The organism is Rhodococcus sp. Q1, assembly GCF_004153645.1.
In the GTDB taxonomy this organism is placed as follows: domain Bacteria; phylum Actinomycetota; class Actinomycetes; order Mycobacteriales; family Mycobacteriaceae; genus Rhodococcus; species Rhodococcus gordoniae.
In genome coordinates this window covers 1,028,620-1,052,617 of sequence record NZ_SDMJ01000001.1, presented here as the reverse complement: position 1 = coordinate 1,052,617, position 23,998 = coordinate 1,028,620, and the positions used below count along the sequence as shown (strand labels likewise).

17 protein-coding genes and 1 pseudogene are annotated in these 23,998 nt (G+C 68.5%); 10 read left to right on the top strand and 8 right to left on the bottom strand.

The window, feature by feature from the left end; all coding sequences use genetic code 11:
* Positions 1-297: IniB N-terminal domain-containing protein (locus EQ874_RS04840; protein ID WP_207213476.1), on the bottom strand; the 297-nt coding region annotated here is incomplete at its 3' end.
* Positions 298-561: 264 nt separating this feature from the next.
* Here EQ874_RS04840 and EQ874_RS04835 point away from each other — a divergent pair.
* The 5 genes from EQ874_RS04835 (at position 562) to EQ874_RS04815 (ending at position 9,418) form a co-directional block, all read left to right on the top strand.
* Positions 562-2,376 (top strand): Hsp70 family protein, encoded by a 1,815-nt coding sequence (locus tag EQ874_RS04835; protein ID WP_242496644.1) that lies wholly within the window; start codon positions 562-564, stop codon positions 2,374-2,376.
* Positions 2,377-2,385: 9 nt separating this feature from the next.
* Entirely contained in the window at positions 2,386-4,863 is a 2,478-nt protein-coding gene (locus EQ874_RS04830; protein ID WP_129975870.1) for a LuxR C-terminal-related transcriptional regulator, read from the top strand.
* Complete coding sequence (locus EQ874_RS04825) at positions 4,854-6,464, top strand: hypothetical protein (protein ID WP_242496643.1); 1,611 nt, start codon at positions 4,854-4,856, stop codon at positions 6,462-6,464. The genes EQ874_RS04830 and EQ874_RS04825 overlap by 10 nt, the downstream gene beginning before the upstream one ends.
* Before the next feature lie 148 nt (positions 6,465-6,612).
* Positions 6,613-7,944 carry a S1 family peptidase gene (locus tag EQ874_RS04820; protein WP_129975868.1) on the top strand — a complete coding sequence of 444 codons (1,332 nt, stop codon included), beginning with the start codon at positions 6,613-6,615 and terminating at the stop codon, positions 7,942-7,944.
* Positions 7,945-8,110: 166 nt separating this feature from the next.
* A complete protein-coding gene (locus EQ874_RS04815; RefSeq protein WP_064064728.1) occupies positions 8,111-9,418 on the top strand; it encodes a S1 family peptidase in 1,308 nt (435 codons plus the stop codon).
* Between the two features lie 333 nt (positions 9,419-9,751).
* On the opposite strand, the gene EQ874_RS04810 is transcribed toward EQ874_RS04815, so the two are convergent.
* Entirely contained in the window at positions 9,752-10,450 is a 699-nt protein-coding gene (locus tag EQ874_RS04810) for an ammonium transporter (RefSeq protein ID WP_129975867.1), read from the bottom strand.
* A gap of 427 nt (positions 10,451-10,877) precedes the next feature.
* Here EQ874_RS04810 and EQ874_RS04805 point away from each other — a divergent pair, with 427 nt between their 5' ends.
* Positions 10,878-14,105 carry a heterodisulfide reductase-related iron-sulfur binding cluster gene (locus EQ874_RS04805; protein ID WP_129975865.1) on the top strand — a complete coding sequence of 1,076 codons (3,228 nt, stop codon included), beginning with the start codon at positions 10,878-10,880 and terminating at the stop codon, positions 14,103-14,105.
* Between the two features lie 61 nt (positions 14,106-14,166).
* Here EQ874_RS04805 and EQ874_RS04800 read toward each other — a convergent pair whose 3' ends face one another.
* Positions 14,167-14,808 (bottom strand): hypothetical protein, encoded by a 642-nt coding sequence (locus EQ874_RS04800; protein ID WP_129975863.1) that lies wholly within the window; start codon positions 14,806-14,808, stop codon positions 14,167-14,169.
* 167 nt (positions 14,809-14,975) lie between these two features.
* Here EQ874_RS04800 and EQ874_RS04795 point away from each other — a divergent pair, with 167 nt between their 5' ends.
* Positions 14,976-16,232 (top strand): IS256 family transposase, encoded by a 1,257-nt coding sequence (locus tag EQ874_RS04795; protein ID WP_129975861.1) that lies wholly within the window; start codon positions 14,976-14,978, stop codon positions 16,230-16,232.
* A 252-nt stretch (positions 16,233-16,484) separates the two neighbouring features.
* Here the strand turns inward: EQ874_RS04795 and EQ874_RS04790 are convergent, their stop codons facing one another.
* On the bottom strand, positions 16,485-17,102 hold the full coding sequence (locus EQ874_RS04790) for a GDSL-type esterase/lipase family protein (RefSeq protein WP_230826137.1): 618 nt from the start codon (positions 17,100-17,102) through the stop codon (positions 16,485-16,487).
* 118 nt (positions 17,103-17,220) lie between these two features.
* Between EQ874_RS04790 and EQ874_RS23110 the strand changes: the two are divergent.
* A pseudogene (locus tag EQ874_RS23110) lies at positions 17,221-17,415 on the top strand (IS256 family transposase); the annotation flags it as partial.
* A 37-nt stretch (positions 17,416-17,452) separates the two neighbouring features.
* On the opposite strand, the gene EQ874_RS04780 reads toward EQ874_RS23110, so the two are convergent.
* The 3 genes from EQ874_RS04780 to EQ874_RS04770 form a co-directional block, all read right to left on the bottom strand.
* Positions 17,453-17,758, bottom strand: coding sequence for a type IV toxin-antitoxin system AbiEi family antitoxin domain-containing protein (locus EQ874_RS04780; protein WP_129975859.1), 306 nt, complete (start codon positions 17,756-17,758; stop codon positions 17,453-17,455).
* An 87-nt stretch (positions 17,759-17,845) separates the two neighbouring features.
* Complete coding sequence (locus EQ874_RS04775) at positions 17,846-19,030, bottom strand: alkane 1-monooxygenase (RefSeq protein WP_064064732.1); 1,185 nt, start codon at positions 19,028-19,030, stop codon at positions 17,846-17,848.
* A gap of 212 nt (positions 19,031-19,242) precedes the next feature.
* Positions 19,243-19,446: a cold-shock protein gene (locus EQ874_RS04770; protein WP_006553044.1), complete on the bottom strand. Its 204-nt coding sequence runs from the start codon at positions 19,444-19,446 to the stop codon at positions 19,243-19,245.
* Between the two features lie 166 nt (positions 19,447-19,612).
* Between EQ874_RS04770 and EQ874_RS04765 the strand changes: the two genes are divergently transcribed.
* Complete coding sequence (locus tag EQ874_RS04765) at positions 19,613-20,869, top strand: pyridoxal phosphate-dependent aminotransferase (protein ID WP_016932457.1); 1,257 nt, start codon at positions 19,613-19,615, stop codon at positions 20,867-20,869.
* 330 nt (positions 20,870-21,199) lie between these two features.
* A complete protein-coding gene (locus tag EQ874_RS04760) occupies positions 21,200-22,489 on the top strand; it encodes a YibE/F family protein (protein ID WP_129975857.1) in 1,290 nt (429 codons plus the stop codon).
* Between the two features lie 18 nt (positions 22,490-22,507).
* On the opposite strand, the gene EQ874_RS04755 is transcribed toward EQ874_RS04760, so the two are convergent.
* Complete coding sequence (locus EQ874_RS04755) at positions 22,508-23,821, bottom strand: Hsp70 family protein (RefSeq protein ID WP_129976024.1); 1,314 nt, start codon at positions 23,819-23,821, stop codon at positions 22,508-22,510.
* Between the last annotated feature and the right edge of the window lie 177 nt (positions 23,822-23,998).

The window sequence follows — 23,998 nt, the reverse complement described above, 5'->3', positions numbered from 1 at the left end:
CCCGAGGCCCACTGCCCCACCCAGGCCCGCTGCCCCACCCAGGCCCGCTGCGGCGGTACCGGCGATCGATGCTCCGACGTTCGCCGCGCCGTTCAGCGCTGCGGTCAGTTCCGCCGCGGTTCCGGCGAACAGACCGCTGTCGGCGACCAGCGGTGCGACGGCCACGATGTCGGCGTGGCACACGTCGTCCAGGCCGGCCTCGGCGAGGACGGCGGCGGGATTGCTGCAGTACCGGGCGAGTTCGTTCTCGTCGCGGAACAGGCTGAGAATGAAGTCGAGTACGGCGTTGGTGGCCATCGCGTGTCTCCTGAGTCGTCGGGATCTACGAACGAAGCTACGAAACCGACGGTCACGGGCACAGGGGGTGCAGCCCCCTGTCTGTCGCCGGCCGTTAGGGGATCCGGGTCCGGGGGTACCGGGGGCGTTAGGGGATCATCCCCCCGATCGGTCGGCGGACGGCGTGGGAGCTAACGGGTCCCGCGGTGGGAACGACAGGCTCATCGAGACCGAACGGTGGAACGAGATCGCGGACCGACGTCCGCCCTGAACCCTGGAGCGTGCATGTACACAGGACTCGGCGTCATGATCGGGACGGCCAATTCGGTGGCTGTCACCGTGGTCGACCAGCCGGGAGCCGGTGATCCCGGTGTCCTGTCGACCCCCACCGAACTCCATCTCCCCGCCGAGGGTGCCCCCGTCCTCGGTGCCGGAGCCCCTGCTCCCGGTACTCAGGTGTTCTCCGGCTACGCCTCGCGGGTCGGCGATCCGGTCGGCATCCTCGCCGAGGACGGCTCCACCTACCTGGGTGAAGATCTCGTCGCGACGACCGTGGGCTGCCTGCAGCACCGCACGGGCACTACCGAGGTGCCGACGATGCTGGCGCATCCCGCCACGTGGTCGGCTCACACCGTCGAGGCCCTGTGCGCCGCGCTCGTCCGGGCGGGCGTCACTGCACGGACGATCCCCGAACCGATCGCGGCCGTGCGCTGGCTCGACGCGACCCACGGACCGCTCGGCGACGACGTGACGGTGGTCTACGACCTCGGTGCGCGCAGCCTCGACGTCGCCGTCGTGCAGGGCGGGGCGCAGCCGAGGCTGTTGGGCCGTCCCCTGAGCAGCGACGACGTCTCCGGCGACCACTTCGATCATCTCGTCACGACCTATCTGCTGGGAACCCTCGGCGAGGACGCTGCCGGTCTCGACCCGTTCGATTCCGCGACCGTCACGGCACTGGCGGACTTCCGTGCCCGGTGCCGTACGGCGAAGGAGGCCCTGTCCAGCGACACCGAGACGGTGGTGCCGCTCGCGCTGCCCGGCCTGCACCGCGATCTGCGTCTGGTGCGCAGCGAGTTCGAGGAGTTCGCCCGGGAACCGCTCGAGGCGTCGCTCGCCGTGGTGCACGATGCGATCCGCGGGGCCGGCCTCGATCCCTCGGACATCGGGCGCGTGCTCCTGACCGGCGGCGGCTCGTCCACCCCGCTCGTCGCCGAACTGATCTCGTCGCAGCTGGGTCTGCCGATCGTCTCGTCGCCGCGACCCGCCTGCACCGCAGCCCACGGGGCGGCGCTCGCAGCCGCCGCGGCCGGTGCCGCAACTGCCGTTGTTCCGGCGCCTCCTGCGCCCACCACCGACGACGAACCCGAGACGGTTGCACTGCCGGTGGTGGCTGCCGCCGAGACTTCGCAGGTCACCGCCGCACACCGGCCGGCGGTCGTCGATGCCGCGACCGGTGCGCCCGCGCGCACCCGTGCCCGCTCCCTCGCCCTGGTGGGCGCCGCCGTCGCGGCCGTCGTCGTCCTGGCCGGGGGCGGGCTCGCGATCGGCACCCTGTCGTCGGAGGCCGAGACCACCGGCTCGGACACGCGCCCGTCGAGCGAAGCCGTCGCCGGGAATCCGACCACCGAGACGACGACCGGTTCGGCCGTCCCCGGCACGACCGGTACGCCGGCGACCGAGGCGGGATCGGTCGTCCCGATCCGGGTGCAGGGACCGGACGGTTCCGTGACCGTTGTCCCGGCCGCCGCGACGCCTGCTGCCGGCACCGCATCCACCGGGGCCGTGCCCGCACCGGATCCGGCCGCCCCCGCCCCGGCGGCACCCGGGGGGACCCCGCAGGTTTCCCAGCCGGCGCCGCAACCCGCGCCCGCACCCGCCCCGGCACCTGCTCCCCAGCCCGCGCCGCAGCCGACCGCCCCGAGCACGGGCGGCAGCGGCGCCGGCGACGCCCTCTCCGGCGCCGGTCAGGGTGCGGGCGCGGTCGTCGAGGGTGTCGGCAACGGTGTCGGCCAGGTGCTCGACGGCACCGGCAACGTGGTCGGCGGTGTCCTCGACGGCACCGGACAGGTCGTCGGCGGGTTGCTCGGAACCGGACGCTGACCGATCGCGATGACGTCCGTCCCCGCTCCTCCGCGACGACCGGTGCCCCGGGAGGTCACGCGCGCCCTGGCCACCTCCGCTCCCCCGCGGCTGCTGTTCGTCGGCGGCACCGGAACCGGGAAGTCCGCCGTACTCGCTTCGCTCCGGGACGATCTCGGTGACGTGCGCATCGTCGACGACGCGCACCGCATGACCGCCGCAGAACTGCAGGATCTGGCCGACCACGTTCGCGATGCGCCGACGGGGATCGTCGTGTCCACCGAACCGCGTCCACATCGCGCCGAGATGCGTTCGCTGACAGCAGCATTCGCGGGGAGCGGCACGGTGGTGGAACTGGGCCGGTGGACAGCTCGCGAAACCGCCGGTCGTGCGGCGTCGTTCGAACTCCGGCTCGCACCGCCCCAGGTGCGCGCACTGCACCGCCTGACGGGTGGAGTACCGAACCTCGTCGACACCGCTCTCGAGGCCCTGCGGACGGACGGCGACGTCCGGCACGCCGTCGGAGAGTCGATCCGCCGGCAGCTCCTCGCCGACCTCGATCTCACCGCAGCTCTGGCTCTCGTCGATCTCGGCGCGGCGCTCGATCCCGGCGAACTCGCCGCCGTACTCGAGGTACCCGCCGCGCGGGCCCTCGATCTCGTCGACGCGGCCCGCGCGAGCGGTCTGCTCGGGGCCGATGCAGCGAGTCTCACTGCGGGAGCGAGCGGCGTGCCCGCCGCGGTCCTCGGGAGACACAACCTGTTCGCCGTCGCCCGCCGCCTCCTCGCGACACGCATCGACGCCGGAACACTCACGCCGCACCTCGCCCGGGGGCTCGCCACGATCGGCCTCACCGATCCGCATCTCGCCCGACGGCTCGTGGAGTTCGCGGTCGACGCAACGCCGCGCGAGGCCGCCGATCTTCTCGACGCCGCGGTACCGGCGGGAGCCGATCCCGATGCCCTCGCAGTGCGGCGCGCCGAAGTCGCTTTTGCGGCAGGGGATCTCGAGAAGGCCGAACAGATCACCGACCGGCTGCTCGACCGCGCCGACACGACCGACGTCGACGAGGTGCGCGCCGCCACCCGGATCTCCGCGAGTATCGCCGCGCATCGCGGCATGCTCGACCGCAGCGCGGACCTGTTCGAATGGCTCGGACCCGAACGGGTCGGCACGGACGCCCCTCTCGCCGCCACCGTGCTGCTCGCCGCCGGACGGCCGTCGGCCGCAGAACATCTGCGCGGTGCCGCCGCCTCGGGTGCCCCGACCTCGTCGGCCTCCGCCGCACGGCTGCTCGAGGAAGGCCTGCGCGAATCCGTCGGCGGCGACGGCCGTATCGCGATGAACCGCCTCGCCCGCGCACTGACGAGCCTGGGATCCGACGGTTCGCTGCGTGCCTGGCCCGACACGGTCGACGCCGTCGCCGCACTGCTCTGCCTGCACTCGGGCGAACTCGGGCACGCGCGCGCCATCCTGGACCGGCCGGAGATGCCCACCGTGCGCAATCGGGTACTGGTGGCGTGGACCGAGATGCTCGGCGGTGATCTCGCCGCCGCAGCCGCGATCGCCGAGGCCGTCGCCTCCGAGGTGACCGGGCAGCGCGACCTCCTGTTCTTCCATGCTCTGCAGGTCGGGCTGGCGCGACGCAACGCAGACCTCGGGGCGTTGACGATGCGGTGGCAGGCCGCGCAGTCGGTGGTGGCCGAGTACTCCGTCGACCTGTTCGGCCTGCTCCCGCTGGGTGAGCTGTGGCTGGGCGCCGTCCGGCTCGGGGAATCCGCGCGTGTCGCCCATCTCGTCGCCGGCGCCCGCGCGCTGCTGACCACCCTCGGCGAGCCACCGCTGTGGGGCGCGGCACTGCACTGGTACGGAGTGCAGGCCGCGATCGCCGCGGACCGGCCGTCCGACCTCGTCCCCCACGCACGCGCCCTGGCGTTGGCCGCGGAGACCACCGCGTACGCCGCGGTGCTCGCGCGGGCCGGTCATGCATGGCTCGGGGTGCTGCGCGGCGAGGTCGACGCGACACGCATCCGGGAGGCGGCGGAGACCCTCGCCTCCGTGGGTCTTCCGTGGGACGGCGCGAAGCTCGCGGGCGAAGCCGCGCTGCGCGCCGCCGACACCACCGTGGCCACCGGATTACTGCAGGTCGCGCGGACGATCAGGCAGGACGGCCCGGGTGGTCGAGCACCGGTCGACGCCGCCCCCGACACTCCACCGAACGAGCCGGACGACGCGCCCCTCCGCGCCCGCGAGAAGCCGGGTGCACTGTCCGAACGCGAAGCGCAGGTGGCCGACCTGGTGGTTTCGGGCCTCACCTATCGGGAAGTCGGAAACCACCTGTACATTTCCGCGAAGACCGTGGAACATCATGTCGCCCGTATCCGGCGCCGACTCGGTGCCGGTTCCCGCTCGGAGCTCCTGTCGCTGCTCCGCGCCATGGGGCACGGCGCAGATGTATCCCGTCGCACACACTCCGACCGGAATGGAGGCAAGCCGGCATGTCCGTAGGCGTAGGCCTGAGGGTGGGGACCACCGTGTCGTCGGTTGCGGTCACCTCACCGACGCCGGGACGGCCGGACCCCGCACCGATCGAGCGGTTCACCGCCGTCCACCTGCATTCCGACGGCACCGCGACGCTGGGCGACCACGACGTCGTCGACGGGCTCACCAGCTCCTTCACCGGTTTCGTCGACCGCCTCGGCCACTCGGGCGGGGTCCGCGCCAACGACGGTTCGCTCTCCCGCGCCGAAGACCTGGTCGCCACGGCCATGGAATGCCTCCTCGCCGACGCGGCCACTGTCATCGGCGACACCCCGTACACCGCGGTGGCGACGCACCCCACCGACTGGCCGAATTCGACGGTCGCGGTGCTGCGCAACGCCCTCGACTACGTCGGATTGCGCCACGTCTCGCTCGTCTCCGACGCCGAGGCCGCCGCGGCCTGGTTCGAATCGCAGGTCGCGCACCAGACCGGACGACTCGTCGCGGTCTACCACATCGACCCGCAGGGCTCGACCGTCACGCTCGTGCGCTCGGGAGTCGCGGCAGGCAAGGCGTTCCGCTTCGCCGAGGGCAACGCCCCGTCGGTCGCGGCGCAGCTCTCGTCCGCGCTCGGTGCGTTCGGCTGGCTCGTGAGCAACCTCGACGCCATCGTGGTCACGGTCGACGAAGCCGTCGACCCGAGCGCCGCGCAGCTCGTGGCGCAGTCGGTGAAGACCGGTCTCGGCGTGCGGTGCGCTCTCGCTCCCGAGCCGCACCAGACGATGGTGCGCGGCGCCGCGCTCGCGGCCGCTGCCGGCTCGGTGGATCTTCTCGGTTCGACGCAGATCCTGCCCACCGCCAAACTCGCCGAACCCCGCCGCAGCGAACTCGATCCCGAGATCACCGCGGTGATCGCGAAGATCACGACGACTCCCCCTCCGGGTGCGACGCCCGCCGCTGCCGGCGCAGCACCCGCCGCGAACACGTCGAAGGCGACCGTCGCTGCCGTCTCGGCTGCCGGCGATTCCCCCGACGACAAACCCTCCGGACGCTCGTCGAAGGTCACCGCGATCGCGGCGGCCGCGGCGATCGCGCTGCTCGTCGGTGTCGGCGCGCTGGTGTTCGGCCTGCGGGACTCCCCCACGGCCACCGCGGGCACGCAGGTCGCCGAGACACCGACAGCACCCGCGACCACCACCCCCTCGAAGTCGAGTCCTCCTCCGGCTCCCCGCAGCACCGAGGAGACCACCACTACGGAGCCGAGCGAGTCGGCCACCGCCGAGGAGATGAGCCCGGCCGCCCCGCCGGTCGTACAGCAGACCTGGGTCGATCCCACCACCGGCACGAGCGAGCAGTCCTCTTCTTCCTCGTCGCGGTCGAGCACCTCGGGCACGTCCTCGACCACGACGAGCACCGGCTGGTCGCGGCGGAGCCAGCCCGACGAGTCGTCCGGTGGCGGCAGCAGCGACAGTGGTGGCGGAGACAGCAGTGGCGGAAGTACACCGACGACCACGACTACGACCACGACCACTTCCGTCCCGGATCCTGGCCCCGGGGACGGTGGCACCACTCCCGGAGACGGCAGCGGAAATGGGGACGGCACCAATCCCGAAGGCCAGAATCCGTGATGCGTAACTAATCAGCGGGCGCAGTCCCAGTGGTGACCTACGGCACTATCGGCGGTCGCCGGGCCGTCCCGTAGGCTGTCCCGCGGGTCGGCTCGCCGACTCCTCGAAGCACCTGTTCACGAGCACATCGAGCACACGAAAGGCTTCCATGCGTCTCTCGTCGGCGTCGCGCGCCGCAGTCCGTTCCACCACCCGCCGCGTCGCAGTCGCAGCGGCATCCGCGGTTCTGCTGGCAGTGCCCCTGAGCTCCACAGCGAGCGCGGCGCCCGCCGAACAGTTGCCTGCTCCCGAGCTTCCCGCCGAGCTCGTCGAAGCGATCCAGCGCGACCTGGGTCTGACGCCCGAGGAATACCTCGATCGCGCCGCGCGGGCGCAGGAACTCGGTGACTACGCCCGCGACTTCCGCTCCGAGCGTCCCTCCGAGTTCGCAGGCGCCTGGCTCGGCGAGGACGGCAAGCCCGTCATCGCCGTCACGAACCCCGAGGCCGCAGAGAAGGCAGCCCAGGACGGCTACCGGGCGACGGTCGCGCCGGTCTCGGCCGACGGACTCGAGCAGGCCCTCGCCGAGCTGAACCGCTGGGTGGCGGGACTCCCGCGTGAGGTGTCGTCGCAGATCAACTCCGCGTCGATCGATGTGCTCAACAACCAGATCGTCCTCGACATCGTGAACTCGCCGATCGGGCGCGCGCTGAACCTTCCGTCCCTCGTGGCGAACGTGCAGGTCCAGTTGTCGCCGGGCATGCCGCCGAACGATCCGGCCCCGATGGGTGGCGACACCTACATCACCGCCGACGGCGACGTCCGCAATACGCCCATCGAACGGATCGGCATCTGCTCGTTCGGTTTCAACGGTGTCGGCGCCGACGGCGACGCCGTCAACCTCACCGCCGGACACTGCGACGCGGTGGCCCGCGCCGACGGCGGTTCGACCGTCTACCTCCCCAACCGCGCGAACATCGACGACAGCGTCCGCATCGGCAAGTTCACCGACTCCACGGTGGGCACCGACAGCACCCTCGACTACGGCATCGTCACCCTCGACAAGGCAGGTGTCGAAGCCGGCCTCGACCGCCCGGCGGTCCGCGGCGGCAACGGCTCCACCCTCACGGTCACCGGCACGGCCGTTCCGGTCGTCGGCGCGCCCGTCTGCAAGTCGGGACAGTCGTCGTCGTTCACGTGCGGTCTCGTCGTCGCCGATCGCATCGAAACCCAGCTGACCTACGACTCGGGCTTCTCGAGCACCATCCGCGGCTTCGCGACCTCGGCGTGCACCCTCGCGGGTGACAGCGGCGGCGCGATCGTCACCGGCACCCTCGCGCTCGGTGTGATCAGTGGATCGAACAGCGCGGGCGCCCCGAACTGCGTCGAGGCCAACCTGGTGCTCGCGCCCAACGGCGGCACCTCCAGCCTCGGTATTCCGATCCAGGACATCGAGAACGCCACCGGCTCGCGAGTCCGTACCGCGTCGAACCCGGCGTAACACCCGGAACATCCGGGCCGTTCGTCACAAAAGTCACACGAGTCTCATACGTAACCGAGAAGTACCTATGTACTTCCTCGATCACCCCTTAGGATCGGACGGACGCCGATCCGCGGGGGACGGCGCCTTCGCGCGCGCAGGCCGCGAAGGAACGAGAAAGGTATCCATGCGACGCACCTTCGCACGTCGGACGGCTGTCATCGGCTCGACCGCACTGCTGCTCCTCGGTCCTGCCGTTGCCATCGCGCAAGCCGAACCCGAGACCGAACCCGCGCAGACATCGTCTCTGCCGGCCGAGCTCGTCGAGGCGTTGCAGCGCGACCTGAAGATCGATGCCGAGCGCTTCCTCGCCGATGCGCAGCGCAGCCAGGAGCTTGCGGCGTTCGCCGAGAAGGCACGGGAGCAGTTCGACGCCGTCTTCGCCGGTGTGTGGCTGGACGACCGGGGCACCCCCACCGTCGGACTCACCGAAGGTGACGGCTTCGACGAGGCCCGCACGGCCGCCGAGGACGCCGGATTCACCGTTGCCGAGACGCAGCGCAGCGAGGACGCCCTCGAAGAGCAGCTCGGCGCACTGGGCGACTGGCTCGAGACCCAGCCGCCCGCCGTCGCCGATGTCATCCGCGGCATCGCCGTCGACGTGGTCAACAACGACGTCGTCGTGCGCACCGACAACGTCTCCGGCGTCGAGCTCCCCGACTTCCTCGACGGCGTGCGCGTGCTGTTCGCTCCCGCCGAACTGACCCCGGAGGGCGCAACCGACCTGCAGCCCATCGCCGGTGGTCTCGGCGCGCCCGACGCGCTCTTCGGCGGCGACGCCTATGCCGCGCTCGGTGCCGGCGAAGGGCTCCGTTGCTCGCTCGGCTTCAACGCCGAGGACGGCAGCGGACGTCCTGTGAACATCACCGCCGGTCACTGCGACCCCAACCGCGCCCAGGCCGGTACGCGATGGGCGTCCCAGGTCCACCAGCTCGTCGGCGACAACCTCGGTCAGCACCTCGGCTCGTTCGAGAAGACCGTGCTCGACCGCAGCGACTACGCGCTGATCCGTCCCTCCGCCGAGGCCGCAGCCCGCTTCGAGAACAACGGTGTGCGCGTTCCGTTCGCCGCTCCGCTGACCATCACGGGCGTCGCGGATCCCGTCGTCGGCACCCCGGTCTGCAAGTCGGGCCTGCGCACCGGCTACAGCTGCGGCGTCGTGACGGCCGCCAATCAGAACGTCGAGATCGGCCACCGCGTGCTCGAGAACGGCTTCTCCACCAACCTGTGCGCCCTGCAGGGCGACAGCGGCGGCACCCTCGTCACCGGCACGCTCGCCCTCGGCATTTCCAGCGCCTCGAACGTCGGCCAGTACGGCATGTGCGAGATCGCCGGGTTCGTCAGCGGCCTGCTCGGTGAGACGCCCGAACTGTTCGCCACGCCGATCAAGACGGTCCTGGCGGAGAACCCGGGCCTGAAGGTCCGCACCTGGTAGCGCGAGTCCACACGACGACGAGGCCCGGCTTCCGCACCGCGGAGGCCGGGCCTCGTCTCGTCTCATCTCCGCAGATTGCACTCTTCTCGGAGCGCCGTTCGGGCACCAAGATCGAATCGGGATAGGCTCGCCCGATCGGTCGGACCGGACGAGTGGACCGCAGGGACAGAGGGAGATCGAAGTGCTGGGATCATCGATCGTGGGCAGCATTGCGGTGCTGCTCACGGATCAGCAGGTGCTGTGGAATCTGATCAGGCTTTTCCTGGCCGGTTGATCTGCATACGAAACGGCCCCGTCACCCTGCAGGGTGACGGGGCCGTTTCGTACTACTGCTTACTTACCTTCGGCCCACTGCGTGGTTCCCGGAGCCGCCAGCAGATCCTGCACCACCGCAATACCCGCGATGACAGCCGTCGGGCCGCCGGCCGTGAACGCGCCGATGGTGCCACCGACGCCCGCGCCGGCACCACAGCCGAGGATGGTCCCTGCGCCCGGCACGATCGTGCCGGGAATCGCTCCGACGATGCAACCGATGATCGCGCCGGTAACGGTTCCGATGGCCGTTGCCATGCCCAACTGCGACACGAAGTTCTGCTGCGACTTCAGGTTCTCTTCGGGCGATGCGACATCGGTGAGCTTCAGCGCGACAGGCGTGAGAGCCGGCCCGACCTTGTCCTCGGGAGCAACCGGGACAGCCTTGGAGAAGTCGGTGACCGGGGTCAGCGTCAGGGTCTTGCCGTCCTCGCTCACCTCACGCTCGAAGGGCAGCTGCAGATCGCCGAGCTGGATCGCGAGCGGCAGGCTGAGGACGGTGTCGCCCTCGTCGTCCTGCAGTTCGACGCTCTTTCCGTCTCCGGAGACCTGGAAGGAACCTGCGTCGATGACGGTCACGACGGACTCGCCCTCGGGCCGGACCTCGTAGTTGATGGCGTCTTCGTCGGCTGCGGCCGGAGCGGCGTACGAAGTTCCGGCGGTGATGCCCATGGCGGCGATCGTCATCGTCGCCACAGCGGCAAGCTTCTTGAGCTTCATCTGTTTCCGTTCTGTGACATGGCGCACGCCCGGCGGGACGCCCCCCATTTATGTGACCGACATGGAGTTCTACGGCCCCCGACACTGACCTCCGCAGCAGAACTCCACATACGCGGCAGATCATATCCGACATCACAGTTCGCGCGTTATACCCTATCCGCCCAAAAGTGACCCGATTGTGGCACGACACCCTGAGGCGAGACTTTTTCGCGATCTTCCCCGGTCGACTTAGGACATCCTGACGAGGAGAGCTGTCACGTTTGACCGTTAACGTGTCCGGGCACACCCTCTCCGATCCGATCTCGGATTTTATTACTCGTCGGTAACTCAGCCCAGCCCAAGCTACTGGTGGGTAACTTATCGTGCGTTACGATGCGGAGACTTGTACCAGGCGGCACGACGCCGCCCCCGACACGAAAGGCCACGTATGAATGCCCTGACGATTACGTTGGGCACGATCGGCGTGCTGCTGAGCCTCGTGTGTTGGTTCGCGTTCATCAGCGGCGCGCTGAAGATGGTCAACACGATCCGGGTCGGCCAGCCGGCCCCGGACCGCTGGCGGCCGTTCTTCCCGCGCTTCAAGCAGATGGTCGTCGAATTCCTCGCGCACACGAAGATGGTCAAATTCCGTACCGTCGGCTGGGCGCACTGGCTGGTGATGGTCGGCTTCATGCTCGGCGCGATCGTCTGGTTCGAGGCCTACGGCCAGACGTTCGACCCGAACTTCCATTGGCCCCTCATCGGCGACACTGTCGTCTACCACTTCATCGACGAGATTCTCGGCCTCGGCACCGTGATCGGCATCCTGACGCTGATCTACATCCGCCAGCGCAACCATCCGCGTCAGCCCGGCCGGATGTCGCGCTTCAGCGGCTCGAACTTCAAGGCCGCCTACTTCGTCGAAGCGGTCGTGCTGCTCGAGGGTCTGGGCATGATCCTGGTGAAGGCCGGCAAGATCGCCACCTACCACCATCACAACGCCTACACCGACTTCTTCACGATGCAGGTCGCCCGGATCCTTCCGGAGAGCCCCGAACTCGTGTCGGTGTTCGCATTCATCAAGCTCATGTCGGGCATGGTGTGGCTCTACATCGTCGGCCGCAACATCACCTGGGGTGTCGCGTGGCACCGCTTCTCGGCCTTCTTCAACATCTACTTCAAGCGTGAGGACGACGGCGGTCCCGCCCTCGGCGCCGCACGCCAGATGATGTCCGGCGGCAAGCCCGTCGACATGGAAGACGCCGATCCGGACAAGGACACCTTCGGTGCCGGTCGCATCGAGGACTTCACGTGGAAGGGCTGGCTCGACTTCACGACCTGCACCGAGTGCGGTCGTTGCCAGTCGCAGTGCCCTGCCTGGAACACCGGCAAGCCGCTGTCCCCGAAGCTGCTCATCACGTCGCTGCGCGACCACGGTTACGCCAAGGCGCCGTACCTGCTCGCCGGTGGTCGCACCGACATCGGGGGCGACGAGGTCGGCCTGGTCGACGCCGACGGCAATCCGAACGAAGCCAAGCTCGCGAAGATCCCGGCATCGGCACGGGAGGAAGCGGGCCGCAAGCTGGTCGGCGAGACCGAGGCACTGGTCGAGGGCGGCGAACTCGCTCCCGTCATCGACACCGAGACCCTGTGGTCGTGCACCAACTGTGGTGCGTGCGTCGAGCAGTGCCCGGTGGACATCGAGCACGTCGACCACATCATCGACATGCGTCGCTACCAGGTGCTCATCGAGTCGGACTTCCCGTCCGAGCTCGCAGGTCTGTTCAAGAACCTCGAGAACAAGGGCAACCCCTGGGGCCAGAACGCCAAGGACCGTCTCAACTGGATCAACGAGATGGAGTTCGACATCCCGGTCTTCGGCCAGGATGCCGACAGCTTCGACGGCTACGAGTACCTCTTCTGGGTCGGCTGTGCCGGTGCCTACGAGGACCGCGCCAAGAAGACCACGAAGGCCGTCGCCGAGCTCCTCGCGACCGCCGGCGTGAAGTTCATGGTTCTCGGCGCCGACGAGACCTGCACCGGCGACTCCGCTCGCCGCGCGGGCAACGAGTTCCTGTTCCAGCAGCTGGCACAGCAGAACATCGAGGTCCTCAACGGTGTGTTCGAGGGCGTCGAGCAGAGCAAGCGCAAGATCGTCGTGACCTGTGCGCACTGCTTCAACGCGCTGAACAACGAGTACCCGCAGGTGGGTGGCAGCTACGAGGTCGTCCACCACACGCAGCTGCTCAACCGTCTGGTGCGGGCGAAGAAGCTGGTCCAGGTCAAGGCCGTCGGCCAGGACGTCACCTATCACGACCCGTGCTTCCTCGGACGGCACAACAAGGTCTACAACGCTCCGCGTGAGCTGATGGCGGCGTCGGGCGCGAAGCTCGTCGAGATGCCGCGTCACGGCGAGCGGTCCATGTGCTGTGGTGCCGGTGGTGCCCGCATGTGGATGGAGGAGAAGATCGGTAAGCGCATCAACATCGACCGTGTCGACGAAGCGCTCACCACCAATCCCGCCAAGATCGCGACGGGCTGCCCGTTCTGCCGCGTCATGCTCACCGACGGTGTGACGGCGCGTCAGGAAGAGGGCAAGGGCGAGGGCGTCGAGGTCATCGACGTCGCGCAGCTCATGCTCGAATCCATCTCGCGTGTCGAGGCAGCGAAGCTCAGCGACAACATCAAGGTCGTCCAGCAGCCGAAGACTCCGGTCGAGGTCGAGGAGACCGCGGAAGAGGTCGAGAAGGAGCGCGTCGAGGAGGTCGAGGCGGCAGCGGCAGCGCCGGCTGCTCCGAAGACCACCGGTGTCCCGAAGGCCGGCGGCCTGCAGATGAAGGGCGGTCTCAAGGCTCCGGGCGGACCGAAGGCTCCCGGGGGCGCGAAGACTCCTGCTGCCGAGGCAGCCGAGGCTGCCGAGGCGCCGGCAGCTCCGAAGGCGAAGCCGGGCGGCCTGCAGATGAAGGGCGGCCTGAAGGGGCCGGGCGCCAAGAAGGCTGCGGCTCCGGCCGCACCGGCCGCGTCGTCCGAGGCTTCTTCTGCTCCTGAGGCCGAGGCACCGGCAGTGCCGAAGGCGAAGCCGGGTGGGCTGCAGATGAAGGGCGGTCTCAAGGCACCGGGCGCGAAGGCCCCGGGCGCTGCGAAGCCGGCCGCACCTGCTGCTCCTGCCGCTCCTGCCGAGTCGTCGGACGCTCCCGCTGCCGAAGCACCTGCGGTGCCGAAGGCGAAGCCGGGCGGACTGCAGCTCAAGAGCGGCCTGAAGGGACCGGGCGCCAAGAAGGCGGCTCCGGCGGCGTCCGCGGCTCCGGCGGCACCTGCCGAGGAGGCACCTGTTGCCGAGGCTCCCGCGGTGGAGTCGTCTACGGCCGAGGCGCCTGCGGAGCAACCCAAGGAGTCGGTGATCCCCCAGGCGAAGCCGGGCGGACTGCAGCTCAAGAGCGGTCTGAAGGGTCCGGGCGCGAAGAAGGCTGCGGCTCCGGCCGCACCGGCGAAGGCGGAGCCGACGCCGGAACCCGAGCCGGTCGCGGAGGCTCCGGCTGAACCCGAGCCGGTCGCGGAGGCTCCGGCTGAGCCCGAGGCGGTCAAGGCCGCGGCGAAGCCGGAGGTCGAGGCACCGAAGGCGAAGCCGGGCGCGCTCGGCCTCAAGCCCGGCGCCAAGGCACCTGGCCGCAAGTAAGCAGGGTTGAAACAAAGCTCGCAGCCCCAGTGACCAGTCACTGGGGCTGCGAGCTTTTCTGCTACCTTGCGAGCTTCCGCACTACCCAGTCTCCTGTCGGCTCAGCCGACCGTGCCGCCAAGTCGATCGCCTCGCGGATCCGACTCACCACCTCCCCCGGCGTCTGCAGATCTGCCCACGTCCATCGGACGACGACCCAGCCGGCACGACGAAGCGCGTCCTCGCGCAACTTCTCCCGGAACACCACGTCTTCGGCGTCCGTCGACGCGACCCCGTCGCGTCGGTATTCGACCCGCCCGTCGAACTCCCCGATCACGCCGTGGTCGGGCAGGAGGAAGTCCACTCGCGCGAGCCACTTGCCGGTTGCGTCGAACACGTCGACCTGCGTTCGGGGTATCGGCAACTGTTCGCGCACCATCAGCACGCGGCTGCGCGACTCGCCGACACTGTCGCTGCGATCGTTCATGAAGCAGACCGCGCGGGTCGCGCGGGCACGTCCCGGATGGCGCCCCATCCGTTCGAGGGCAACACACAACTCCTCGGCGGTCACCAGACCGTTGCGTAGCGCGTGGTCGCCGACGATCACAGCGTGCTCGAACGGCACGGTGGCGGCCGGATCGACGACCGTCCGCGCGACATTCAGTACCCGTACACCGCCGATTTCGACGACTTCGTCTTCACCGAATCGCGAGGAGTGCAGCACGCGTGCGGTGCTCGTCGTCGCCCCGGGGTAAGTCCCGTGGAGTGGTGGGGTTTCGGGGCCGGGGTTTTGACTGACGAGGGCGTGGCGGTCCGCTGAAGAGGGCGGGCCATCGCGTAGTGGTCAATGAGTTACCGCCAAGTAGCTCACAGCAAAGGACACACCACGCGATGACCCATTCCCATTCTGGCGTACACGCCCAGCTCGATGCACTGCTGGCCGCTGATCCGCAGGCGATGTTCGCCGAGCTGGTGCGGGCCGGCCTGCAGGCGTTGATCGAGGCCGAAGCCGCTGCGAAGATCGGCGCTGACCGCTACGAGCGCACCGAGGGCCGCACAACCCACCGAAACGGCCACCGCCCGAAGACGGTCTCGACCCCGGTTGGGGACATCGAGGCGCAGATCCCGAAGCTGCGATCGGGGTCGTTCTTCCCGGCGTTGCTCGAGCGTCGCCGGCGGATTGATCGGGCCCTGTACGCGGTGATCATGCAGGCCTACGTGCACGGCGTTTCCACCCGAGCGGTAGACGACTTGGTCCGCGCTCTCGGGGTCGACACCGGCATCTCCAAGTCGGAGGTCTCCCGCATCTGCGCCGAATTGGACGCCGAGGTCGAAGAATTCCGTACCCGGACTCTGACCCACACCGAGTTTCCGTACGTGTTCGCCGACGCCACCTTCTGCAAGGTCCGGATCGGTGCGCATGTGGTCTCTCACGCCATGGTCGTGGCCACCGGGGTCTCCATCGATGGCACCCGTGAGGTGCTCGGCACCTCCGTCGGGGACAGTGAATCGTTCGAGTTCTGGTCGGACTTCCTGCGCTCGCTCAAGGCCCGTGGTCTGACCGGGGTGCACCTGGTCATCTCGGATGCCCACGCTGGCCTCAAAGCCGCTGTGGCGCAGCAGTTCGTTGGCGCCTCCTGGCAGCGGTGCCGAGTGCACTTCATGCGCAATCTGCACGGCGCGGTCGCCCCCAAGCACGCTCCGGCGGTGACGGCGGCGGTCAAGACGATCTTCGCCCACACCGACCCCGCCGACGTGGCCGAGCAGTGGGACCAGGTCACCGCCACGTTCGCCGACTCGTTTCCCAAGGTCACCGCGATGATGCGCGAGGCCAAGACCGACGTGCTGGCGTTCACCGCGTTCCCTCAGGGGCACTGGCAGAAGATCTGGTCCAACAACCCGATCGAGCGCCTGAACAAGGAGATCAAGCGCCGCGCAGACGTCGTGGAGATCTTCCCCAACCCGGCTGCGTTCCTGCGCCTGGCGACCTCGGTGGTGATCGACCAGCACGACGAATGGCAGGTCTCCCGCCGGTATCTGTCAGAGACCTCGATGGCACAACTCCGACGAGTCATCGCCGCGAAGCAACACGCCCTCCACGCCGGTGGCGACTACGATCAATCACGACTCGGTGATCACTGCGCCTGACTTGAAGCCGATCCGAATCCGACCACCCCACGGGCATTATCCGTGCCAACGCTCGAACATTCAGTTCAAGCGTCTCAGCCGAGACGTGTCGTGTGCACGGTCGGCATGACCGTCGCGTGCGGCGTCAGTCTCGGCGTGCGACGAGCGCGACGCGGGGTCGATGTCCAGGATCGCGGCGTCGTTTGCGAATGGGTGACGATGAATCCAGCCTGTTGGACGGTATCGATATCTCGTGGCCAGGCCCCTGTCCCATCACACGGATTCGGCGCTCGAAAGCCACTCGATGATCGGAGTCGCCACCACTGAGGTGAATGCCTCCCAGCCGCCGGAGTCGGGGTGTGCACCATCGGAGGCGGCGACCGAGGAGGCCCAGACGCCGTCGCTGGCCAGCCCCTCGAAGGTCGGGACGAACGGGATGCCCAGTTCTGCGCACTCGCGCCCGATCGCTTCAGATCGTGCCGCGATGCGATCGTTGATCTCCGGCCATGCCAACGGCGGCGGGCCTACGATGAGCAGTCTCCCTGCGGGGGCTCGATCCGCCATCGTCCGCAGGGCCGACAGGGTCCCAGCCTCGTCGACTCGCTGGGTACCGTCGCGTTCCATGACATCGTTGGCGCCGAACTCACTCACCACGGCCGTCCCGGTCCACGCAGCGAGCCTCCGGTCCACCTCATCCCAGCGGTCCACGATCATCAGCGAGGTGTCTCCCCGGACGCCCAGGTTGCTGACATGCACCGACAGTCCGCGACGGGCGGCGGACTCCACCAAGCGTGCCGTCCACCCTCTACCCGTGCTGTCGCCGAGACCGGCGACCATAGAATCCCCAATGACGCACACGGGCATGTGATTCAGTTCGTCGAACTCGGGCATGATCGCCATCCTCCCTCGACGAGCGAGCGCGCACTCGCGAAGCTGTGAGCGACTACACCATCGCATCGCGGGTATAGCGTAGTGAGCACGACGCACTCGCCGCATGTCGGCATGGAACCTCCCCAACCCGGCCGCGTTCCTACGGCTGGCGACCTCGGTGGTGATCGACCAACACGACGAATGGTAGGTCGGCCGCCGCTACCTGTCGGAGATCTTATTGGCCGCCCTCCGACGCATCATCGCCGCCAAAAAGCAGGTTCTCGAGAGCGGTAGCGGCTACGCTCAATCACGACTCGTTGATCACTGCGCCTAACCAGACGCCGATCCGAATCCCACCATCCCACGGGGCACTATCTCGCCCCGCCGGTCCGGTTCCGTGTCAGATGCACGGCATCGAGCGGCAACTGCCATGTCTGGAGGCCGTGCAGGACCGCTGCCGAGACGTGGCTGAGCGCGCTTTCCTTCACAGCATTCGCCGACGCGGCACGCGCCCGGTAGGCATGCCGGGTTCGGTCGTCCGATCTCTCGTAGGAGGCGGTGGGCACGTAGATCCCTTGTGACAGGCGCGTCCATGTACCGATGCGCACGAAGCGTCGAATCTCGGAGGGCGTCACGCCCCGTCGGATCGCTTCGCTGCGGCGAATGATCTCCCCCATGCCGCACAGCGTCGCCCACTCGAGCGGAGCAATCGGGCTCGCGTGGCCCGCTGCCGCCGATCTGGGGATGAGCGGGCGGCCTGTGGACTACTGCGATCCACGCTGCGCGCGCGCATAACGCGCGAGCACGGACTTGCGTGTGGACGGGTGTACGTTGATCCGCGAGAAATCGTGGCCGTAGTGCTCGAGCAGTCGCGGGTCCATCACCCGTCGCCACAGCGGCGGAAAGAGGGCCAGGATGATCATCACCGCGTAACCGGCGGGTAGCTGCGGCGCCTGCGGCATCGACCGCAGAGTCTGGTAGCGGCGCAGCGGGTTGGCGTGGTGGTCGCTGTGCCGCTGCAGGTTGTAGAGGAACAGGTTGGAACACACATGGTTGCTGTTCCAGCTGTGCTGGGGCTGCACGCGTTCGTAGCCACCGTCGGGTCGCTTGTCGCGCAGCAGCCCGTAGTGCTCGAGATAGTTGGCGCCCTCGAGGAACATGATCGCCATGACGGCCTGTACGGCCAGCCACGGGGCGATCGACCAGCCGAACACTGCGATGAGCACGGCAAAGAGGACGACGCTGAGCGCCCACGCGTTCAGGATGTCGTTGTGCCGCAGATTCCAGAACGACGTGCCGCGACGTTCGAGCCGGCCCTTCTCGTAGCGGATCGCGGAGCGGAGGCTGCCGAACACCGAGCGGGGAAGGAAACGCCAGTAGCTCTCCCCCATGCGGGCGGTGGCCGGGTCCTCGGGAGTCGCGACGCGCGCGTGGTGCCCCCGATTGTGTTCGACGTAGAAGTGGCCGTAGAACGACTGGGCGAGGGCGATCTTCGCGAGGCGCCGCTCGATCGTGGTGCGTTTGTGCCCGAGTTCGTGCGCCGCGTTGATGCCGACGCCGCCGACGATGCCGAGCGTGGCGGCCATCGCGAATCGTTCGGCGCCGCCCATGGGTTGCGACACCCACATCCAGCATCCGAAGGCCAGGCCCGCATATTGCAGCGGGAGGTAGAGATAGGTGCAGTAGCGGTAGTACCGGTCGTTCTCGAGCGTCCGCATCATGCTGTCGGGTGGATTGCTCGTGTCCGGTCTCACGAAGGCGTCCACCAGCGGGCACAGGACGGCGATGACCAACGCACCCGTGGCCCAGAAGACGCCGAACTTCAGGTGTTCGACGAGCAGGTAGGCGAGGAACGGGCTCAGGGGGACGACGAGTCCGTACAACCAGAGGCGTTTCTTGGGGTCGGTCCACCGATCGGGCTTCGTACCGCGAGGAGTCGCCGAATCCACAAACACTTGTCCCCCAAGAAGAAAAACCTGTCCGGTACGAATCCCCCCGCACCGGAGAAAACAAACTGCAACCCCACGACCCGGCTACACAATACAAGCCGTACTTACCGGCCGGTAGATCCAGCTGCGATGTATGTGGCGCACAGCACACGACGACGGCGCCGCACGAAAGTGCGGCGCCGTCGTACGCGGAATTCTCGAAGGGATGCGACCTAGATGGCGCGCACACCCTGAGCCTGCGGGCCCTTCTGGCCCTGGCCGATCTCGAACTCGACTCGTGCTCCCTCGTCCAGGGTCTTGAAGCCCGATCCCTGGATCTCGGAGTAATGGACGAAAACGTCTGCTCCCCCACCATCCTGCTCGATGAAGCCGAAGCCCTTTTCCGCGTTGAACCACTTGACGGTGCCCTGCGCCATACCACTTGCTCCTTGCATTCCCCCACGTCACCCCGACGTGGAGCCTAGATGGACCTCGATCATCGCACTGATCCGGACATTCGTCGCGCCTTGTTTCCCAACTCGTTACCGCAACCGGCAAAACGCGGATGAAATCGTGTTGCGGCGCGGTGGCACGATGTAACCCGTGACTACCGAGGAGCAAGGCCAACTTCACCATCACATCAGCCGTCGGCTCGAGCAGTCGTCGAAGCTCCAGAACGTGCTCTACGAGATCCGCGGGCCGGTGCACGCCCACGCCGCGCGGCTCGAGGCCGAGGGGCATCGCATCCTCAAGCTCAACATCGGCAACCCCGCGCCGTTCGGGTTCGAGGCGCCCGACACGATCGTGCAGGACATGATCGCGGCGCTGCCCCACGCGCAGGGCTACTCGGAGTCCAAGGGCATCGCCTCCGCCCGGCGCGCGATCGTCACGCGCTACGAGCTCGTGCCACGTTTTCCCAAGTTCGACATCAACGACGTCTATCTGGGCAACGGCGTCTCCGAGCTCATCACCATCACCATGCAGGCCCTGCTCGACGACGGCGACGAGGTGCTCATCCCGGCACCCGACTACCCGTTGTGGACGGCGATGACCTCGCTGGCCGGTGGTACCCCGGTGCATTACCTGTGCGACGAGACCAACGGCTGGAACCCGGACATCGAGGACATCGAGTCCAAGATCACCGAACGCACCAAGGCGATCGTGGTGATCAACCCGAACAACCCGACGGGCGCCGTGTACTCGCACGAGGTGCTCGAGCAGATCGTGCATCTCGCCCGTAAGCATCAGCTGTTGCTGCTCGCCGACGAGATCTACGACAAGATCCTGTACGACGATTCGAAGCACACTTCCCTCGCCTCGCTGGCTCCCGATCTGCTCTGCCTGACCTACAACGGGCTGTCGAAGGCCTACCGTGTCGCCGGTTACCGGTCGGGGTGGATGGTCATCACCGGTCCGAAGGAGCACGCGGCCGGCTTCCTCGAGGGCGTCGACCTGCTGGCGTCGACCCGGTTGTGCCCCAACGTGCCGGCCCAGCACGCCATCCAGGTGGCCCTGGGCGGTTATCAGAGCATCGAGGACCTCGTACTGCCCGGTGGGCGCCTGCTCGAGCAGCGCGACGTGGCGTGGGAGCGGCTCAATGCGATCCCGGGCGTGAGCTGCGTGAAGCCGCGCGGTGCGCTGTACGCCTTCCCGCGGCTCGATCCGGAGGTCTACGACATCCACGACGACGAGAAGCTCGTGCAGGATCTGCTGCTGCAGGAGCGCATCCTCGTCACGCAGGGCACGGGCTTCAACTGGCCGAACCACGACCATCTGCGCATCGTGACGCTGCCCTGGGCCCGCGATCTCGCAGTGGCGATCGAGCGGATCGGCAACTTCCTGTCCTCCTACAAGCAGTAGGAGGAGGCCTCCGGCTCGCCGTGGCGGGGAATTGTTGCCAAATGGTGACCTTGCCGTTTTCGGGACCAAAGTCCCTGCTTGACGGCATGCGCGACCTGCCCGATCGGACAGTTTGCCGGTTTCGTGACCATGGACACACGCCAATCCCTCCCAAGTCGGGGCCGAAACCAGTAATTTGTCTTACGGCACTATGTACTACGCACGGTGCCGGGCTCCCTGATCGATCGCCATCCCCCCTGTGCGAGATCAGGTGACGGTGGCGGGGACACCCCCCCTGCTCCCCGCCACCACCAGCCCATCTTTCCCCGCCCCCTTGGCTAGCCTGTTCGAGTGAGTCACGGACATGGGCATTTCGGCCACAGCCACGGACACGGACATGGACAGGCCGAAAGTCCTACACCCCTCGGCCCCATCGCCGCGAAGATCGTCGTCGGCCTGCTGACCGGGATCGGCCTGCTGGTGCTCTTCGGCACCGCTCTGCTGTGGCCGAGCAGCCGCTCCGTGGACATCCCCGCCCCCTTCCGCACCACCGCCGGCGACGCAGTCGTCACCGAGGCCGGGACGGTCGTGGAACAGAACACCGGGCCGTGCGGAAGCCCGTCCTTCGGTCGCGTCTTCACCGGCGAACCGTCCCCGCCCGCGGTCGACACCTTCGCCTGCGAACGCAGCATCGTCGCCATCGAATCCGGGCCCGACGACGGCGCCCGCACGCTCCTCGAGGTGATCCCGGGCCCGGGCCAACCGGAACTGCAGGCCGATGACGAGATCCGCCTCGTCCGCCAGACCGACCCGTCGGGCACCACCCAGTACTCCTTCTACGACTACGCCCGCGGCTTACCGCTCGCGTTGGTGGTCGCGGCCTTCGCGATCGTCGTCGTCGCGATCGCCCGGTGGCGCGGTCTGCGCGCCCTGATCGGCCTCGGTGTCGCGTTCGGCGTGCTGGTGGTGTTCATGCTTCCGGCGCTCCTGGACGGCAAACCCGCGGTGCCGGTCGCGCTCGTCGGCGGTGCGCTCATCCTCTACGCGGTGCTGTATCTGGCGCACGGCGTGAATCTGCGGACGAGTTCGGCGTTGCTCGGCACCCTCGCCTCGATGGTCGTCGCGGCCGTGCTGTCCTATGCCGCGATCCGGTTGACGCACCTGACCGGTCTGTCGGAGGAACAGAACACCGACGTGCAGCTGTACATCGGGCACGTGTCGATCTCGGGCCTGCTGCTGGCCGGATTCATCATCGGCTCGCTCGGTGTGCTCAACGACGTCACCATCACGCAGGCGTCGTCGGCGTTCGAACTCGCCGGGCTCGATCCCGACTCGTCGCGCCGGGACATCTTCTCGGCGGCGATGCGCGTGGGCCGCGACCACATCGCGAGCACCGTCTACACGCTCGTCCTCGCCTATGCGGGCGGCGCGTTGCCGTTGCTGCTGTTGTTCTCGGTGGCCGGGCGGTCGATCACCGACGTGATCACCGGTGACGCCGTGGCCATCGAGGTGGTCCGCGCATGCGTGGGCGGCATCGCGCTCACCTTGTCGGTGCCGCTCACCACGGCGATCGCCGCCGTGCTCGCGCGCACCGATGCACCCGGACGACAGACGAGTGGCCGGCACGCGCGACGCGCGTGAGCCGGGGACTCGGCGACCTCAGGGCAGGCGGATCTGCGGCAGCGGCGGCAGCTCGATCGTCGGCAGCGGCGGCAACGGCACACCGAGACCCGGAATGGTCGGCGGCGGCGGCGCGGGTTCCGGCTCGGGTGCCGGCGGGACGGGGCGCGGTGTGTAGGTCGTCGGGACCGGTTCCGGAGTGGCCGAGGTGGTCGTGGTGACCTCCGTGGGAGCTACAGCCGGTGCCGGGTTCGGACGCGGCGCGCTGGTGGTGGGCGGGACGTACGACTGGGTCGGGCTCGTCTCGTCGGCGGAGGCACCGGTGAATCCGGTACTCAGCGCCACGCCGATGACCGCGACCACCGCGAGGGCCGTGCCCGCGATCCCGGCGCCGGAGATCTGCCTGCCGCTGACCGACGGACCCCGACCGGCCAGCGACGACCACCACGGCTTCTTCGCGTCGGCGGACTCCGCGCCGGTGGCGGCAGCCGTGGGCACAGCGGCCGCGGTGGCGACGACCGGGATCTGCTCGGTGTCGGCGCTCGTCGACGGGGGCCGGCCCGGCACGATGCGCGTGAGGGTGCTCACCGGTTGCGAGGTGGCCGGTTGCGCGGCGGCCATGGCCCCGCCCTTGGCGAGGACGAGTTCGGGCTCGTGCGGCACCACCAGGGGCAGGCCGAGCCAGGAGCGCAGCACCTCCTGTACGAGCGGGATGTGCGCACCACCGCCGATCAGGACCACTGCCTCCGGGTTGCGACCGGCACGGGAGATCACCTGGTGCACGAACTGGGCCGACGACTCGACGCACTGACCGATGAGCGGATCGAACGTTTCGCGCGACATGAGTACGACCCCGGCAGCGCCCGGCACCGCCACGGTGTCGCTCTGCGAGAGCTTCTCCTTGGCCTCGCGGCACTGCGCCGACAGTTCGTCGTCGGTGGCGGGGTCGTCGGGTCGCCACACGCCGTTGGTGTCGAGCTGGTGGTCGCGGATGACGTTGTCGAAGACCCGGCCGCCGATGCTGTCGGTGCGTTCGGCGAGCACTTCCCGGGAGACGAGGTCGACGACGGTGACGGTGAGTCCGGCGTCGCCGAGGTCGTAGAAGACTGCGGTGTTGCTCCCGAGTTCTCCGGTGGCCTGCAGATAGGTGACCGCGGCCTCGGGTTCGGAGACGAGCAGGTACCGGTCGATGTGTTCGACGGCCATCGCCGCGCGCAGCCGATCGGCCTGGGCCTGGTCGCGGTAGACCAACCCCACACGCTCGATCGGGTCGCCCGCGACACCCGTCTGGAAGAGCACCCCGAGGGTGCCCGCAGCCAGACGCGCCGGATCGTCCTTACCCGTCTCGACCACCTGGAACTGGAATCCTGCGGTCGGGGATGTTCGATCCACCGGCCGCACCACCCGAACGGCGCTCTCCCCCACGGTTACACCGAGAATAGAACTCATCAGCCGCCTTCGACGTTGGTTGCGCCAGCTGCGTCAGCTTCCCCCGGCGCCCGAAATCACCGACGATGGTACAGAACGTTA

Bases quoted from the DNA above. Each gene is read 5' to 3' on its own strand.
- EQ874_RS04835 (WP_242496644.1), top strand. From the start codon at position 562: ATGTACACAGGACTCGGCGTCATGATCGGGACGGCCAATTCGGTGGCT.
- EQ874_RS04830 (WP_129975870.1), top strand. From the start codon at position 2,386: ATGACGTCCGTCCCCGCTCCTCCGCGACGACCGGTGCCCCGGGAGGTC.
- EQ874_RS04825 (WP_242496643.1), top strand. From the start codon at position 4,854: ATGTCCGTAGGCGTAGGCCTGAGGGTGGGGACCACCGTGTCGTCGGTT.
- EQ874_RS04820 (WP_129975868.1), top strand. From the start codon at position 6,613: ATGCGTCTCTCGTCGGCGTCGCGCGCCGCAGTCCGTTCCACCACCCGC.
- EQ874_RS04815 (WP_064064728.1), top strand. From the start codon at position 8,111: ATGCGACGCACCTTCGCACGTCGGACGGCTGTCATCGGCTCGACCGCA.
- EQ874_RS04810 (WP_129975867.1), bottom strand. From the start codon at position 10,450: ATGAAGCTCAAGAAGCTTGCCGCTGTGGCGACGATGACGATCGCCGCC.
- EQ874_RS04805 (WP_129975865.1), top strand. From the start codon at position 10,878: ATGAATGCCCTGACGATTACGTTGGGCACGATCGGCGTGCTGCTGAGC.
- EQ874_RS04795 (WP_129975861.1), top strand. From the start codon at position 14,976: ATGACCCATTCCCATTCTGGCGTACACGCCCAGCTCGATGCACTGCTG.
- EQ874_RS04790 (WP_230826137.1), bottom strand. From the start codon at position 17,102: ATGCCCGAGTTCGACGAACTGAATCACATGCCCGTGTGCGTCATTGGG.
- EQ874_RS04780 (WP_129975859.1), bottom strand. From the start codon at position 17,758: ATGGGGGAGATCATTCGCCGCAGCGAAGCGATCCGACGGGGCGTGACG.
- EQ874_RS04770 (WP_006553044.1), bottom strand. From the start codon at position 19,446: ATGGCGCAGGGCACCGTCAAGTGGTTCAACGCGGAAAAGGGCTTCGGC.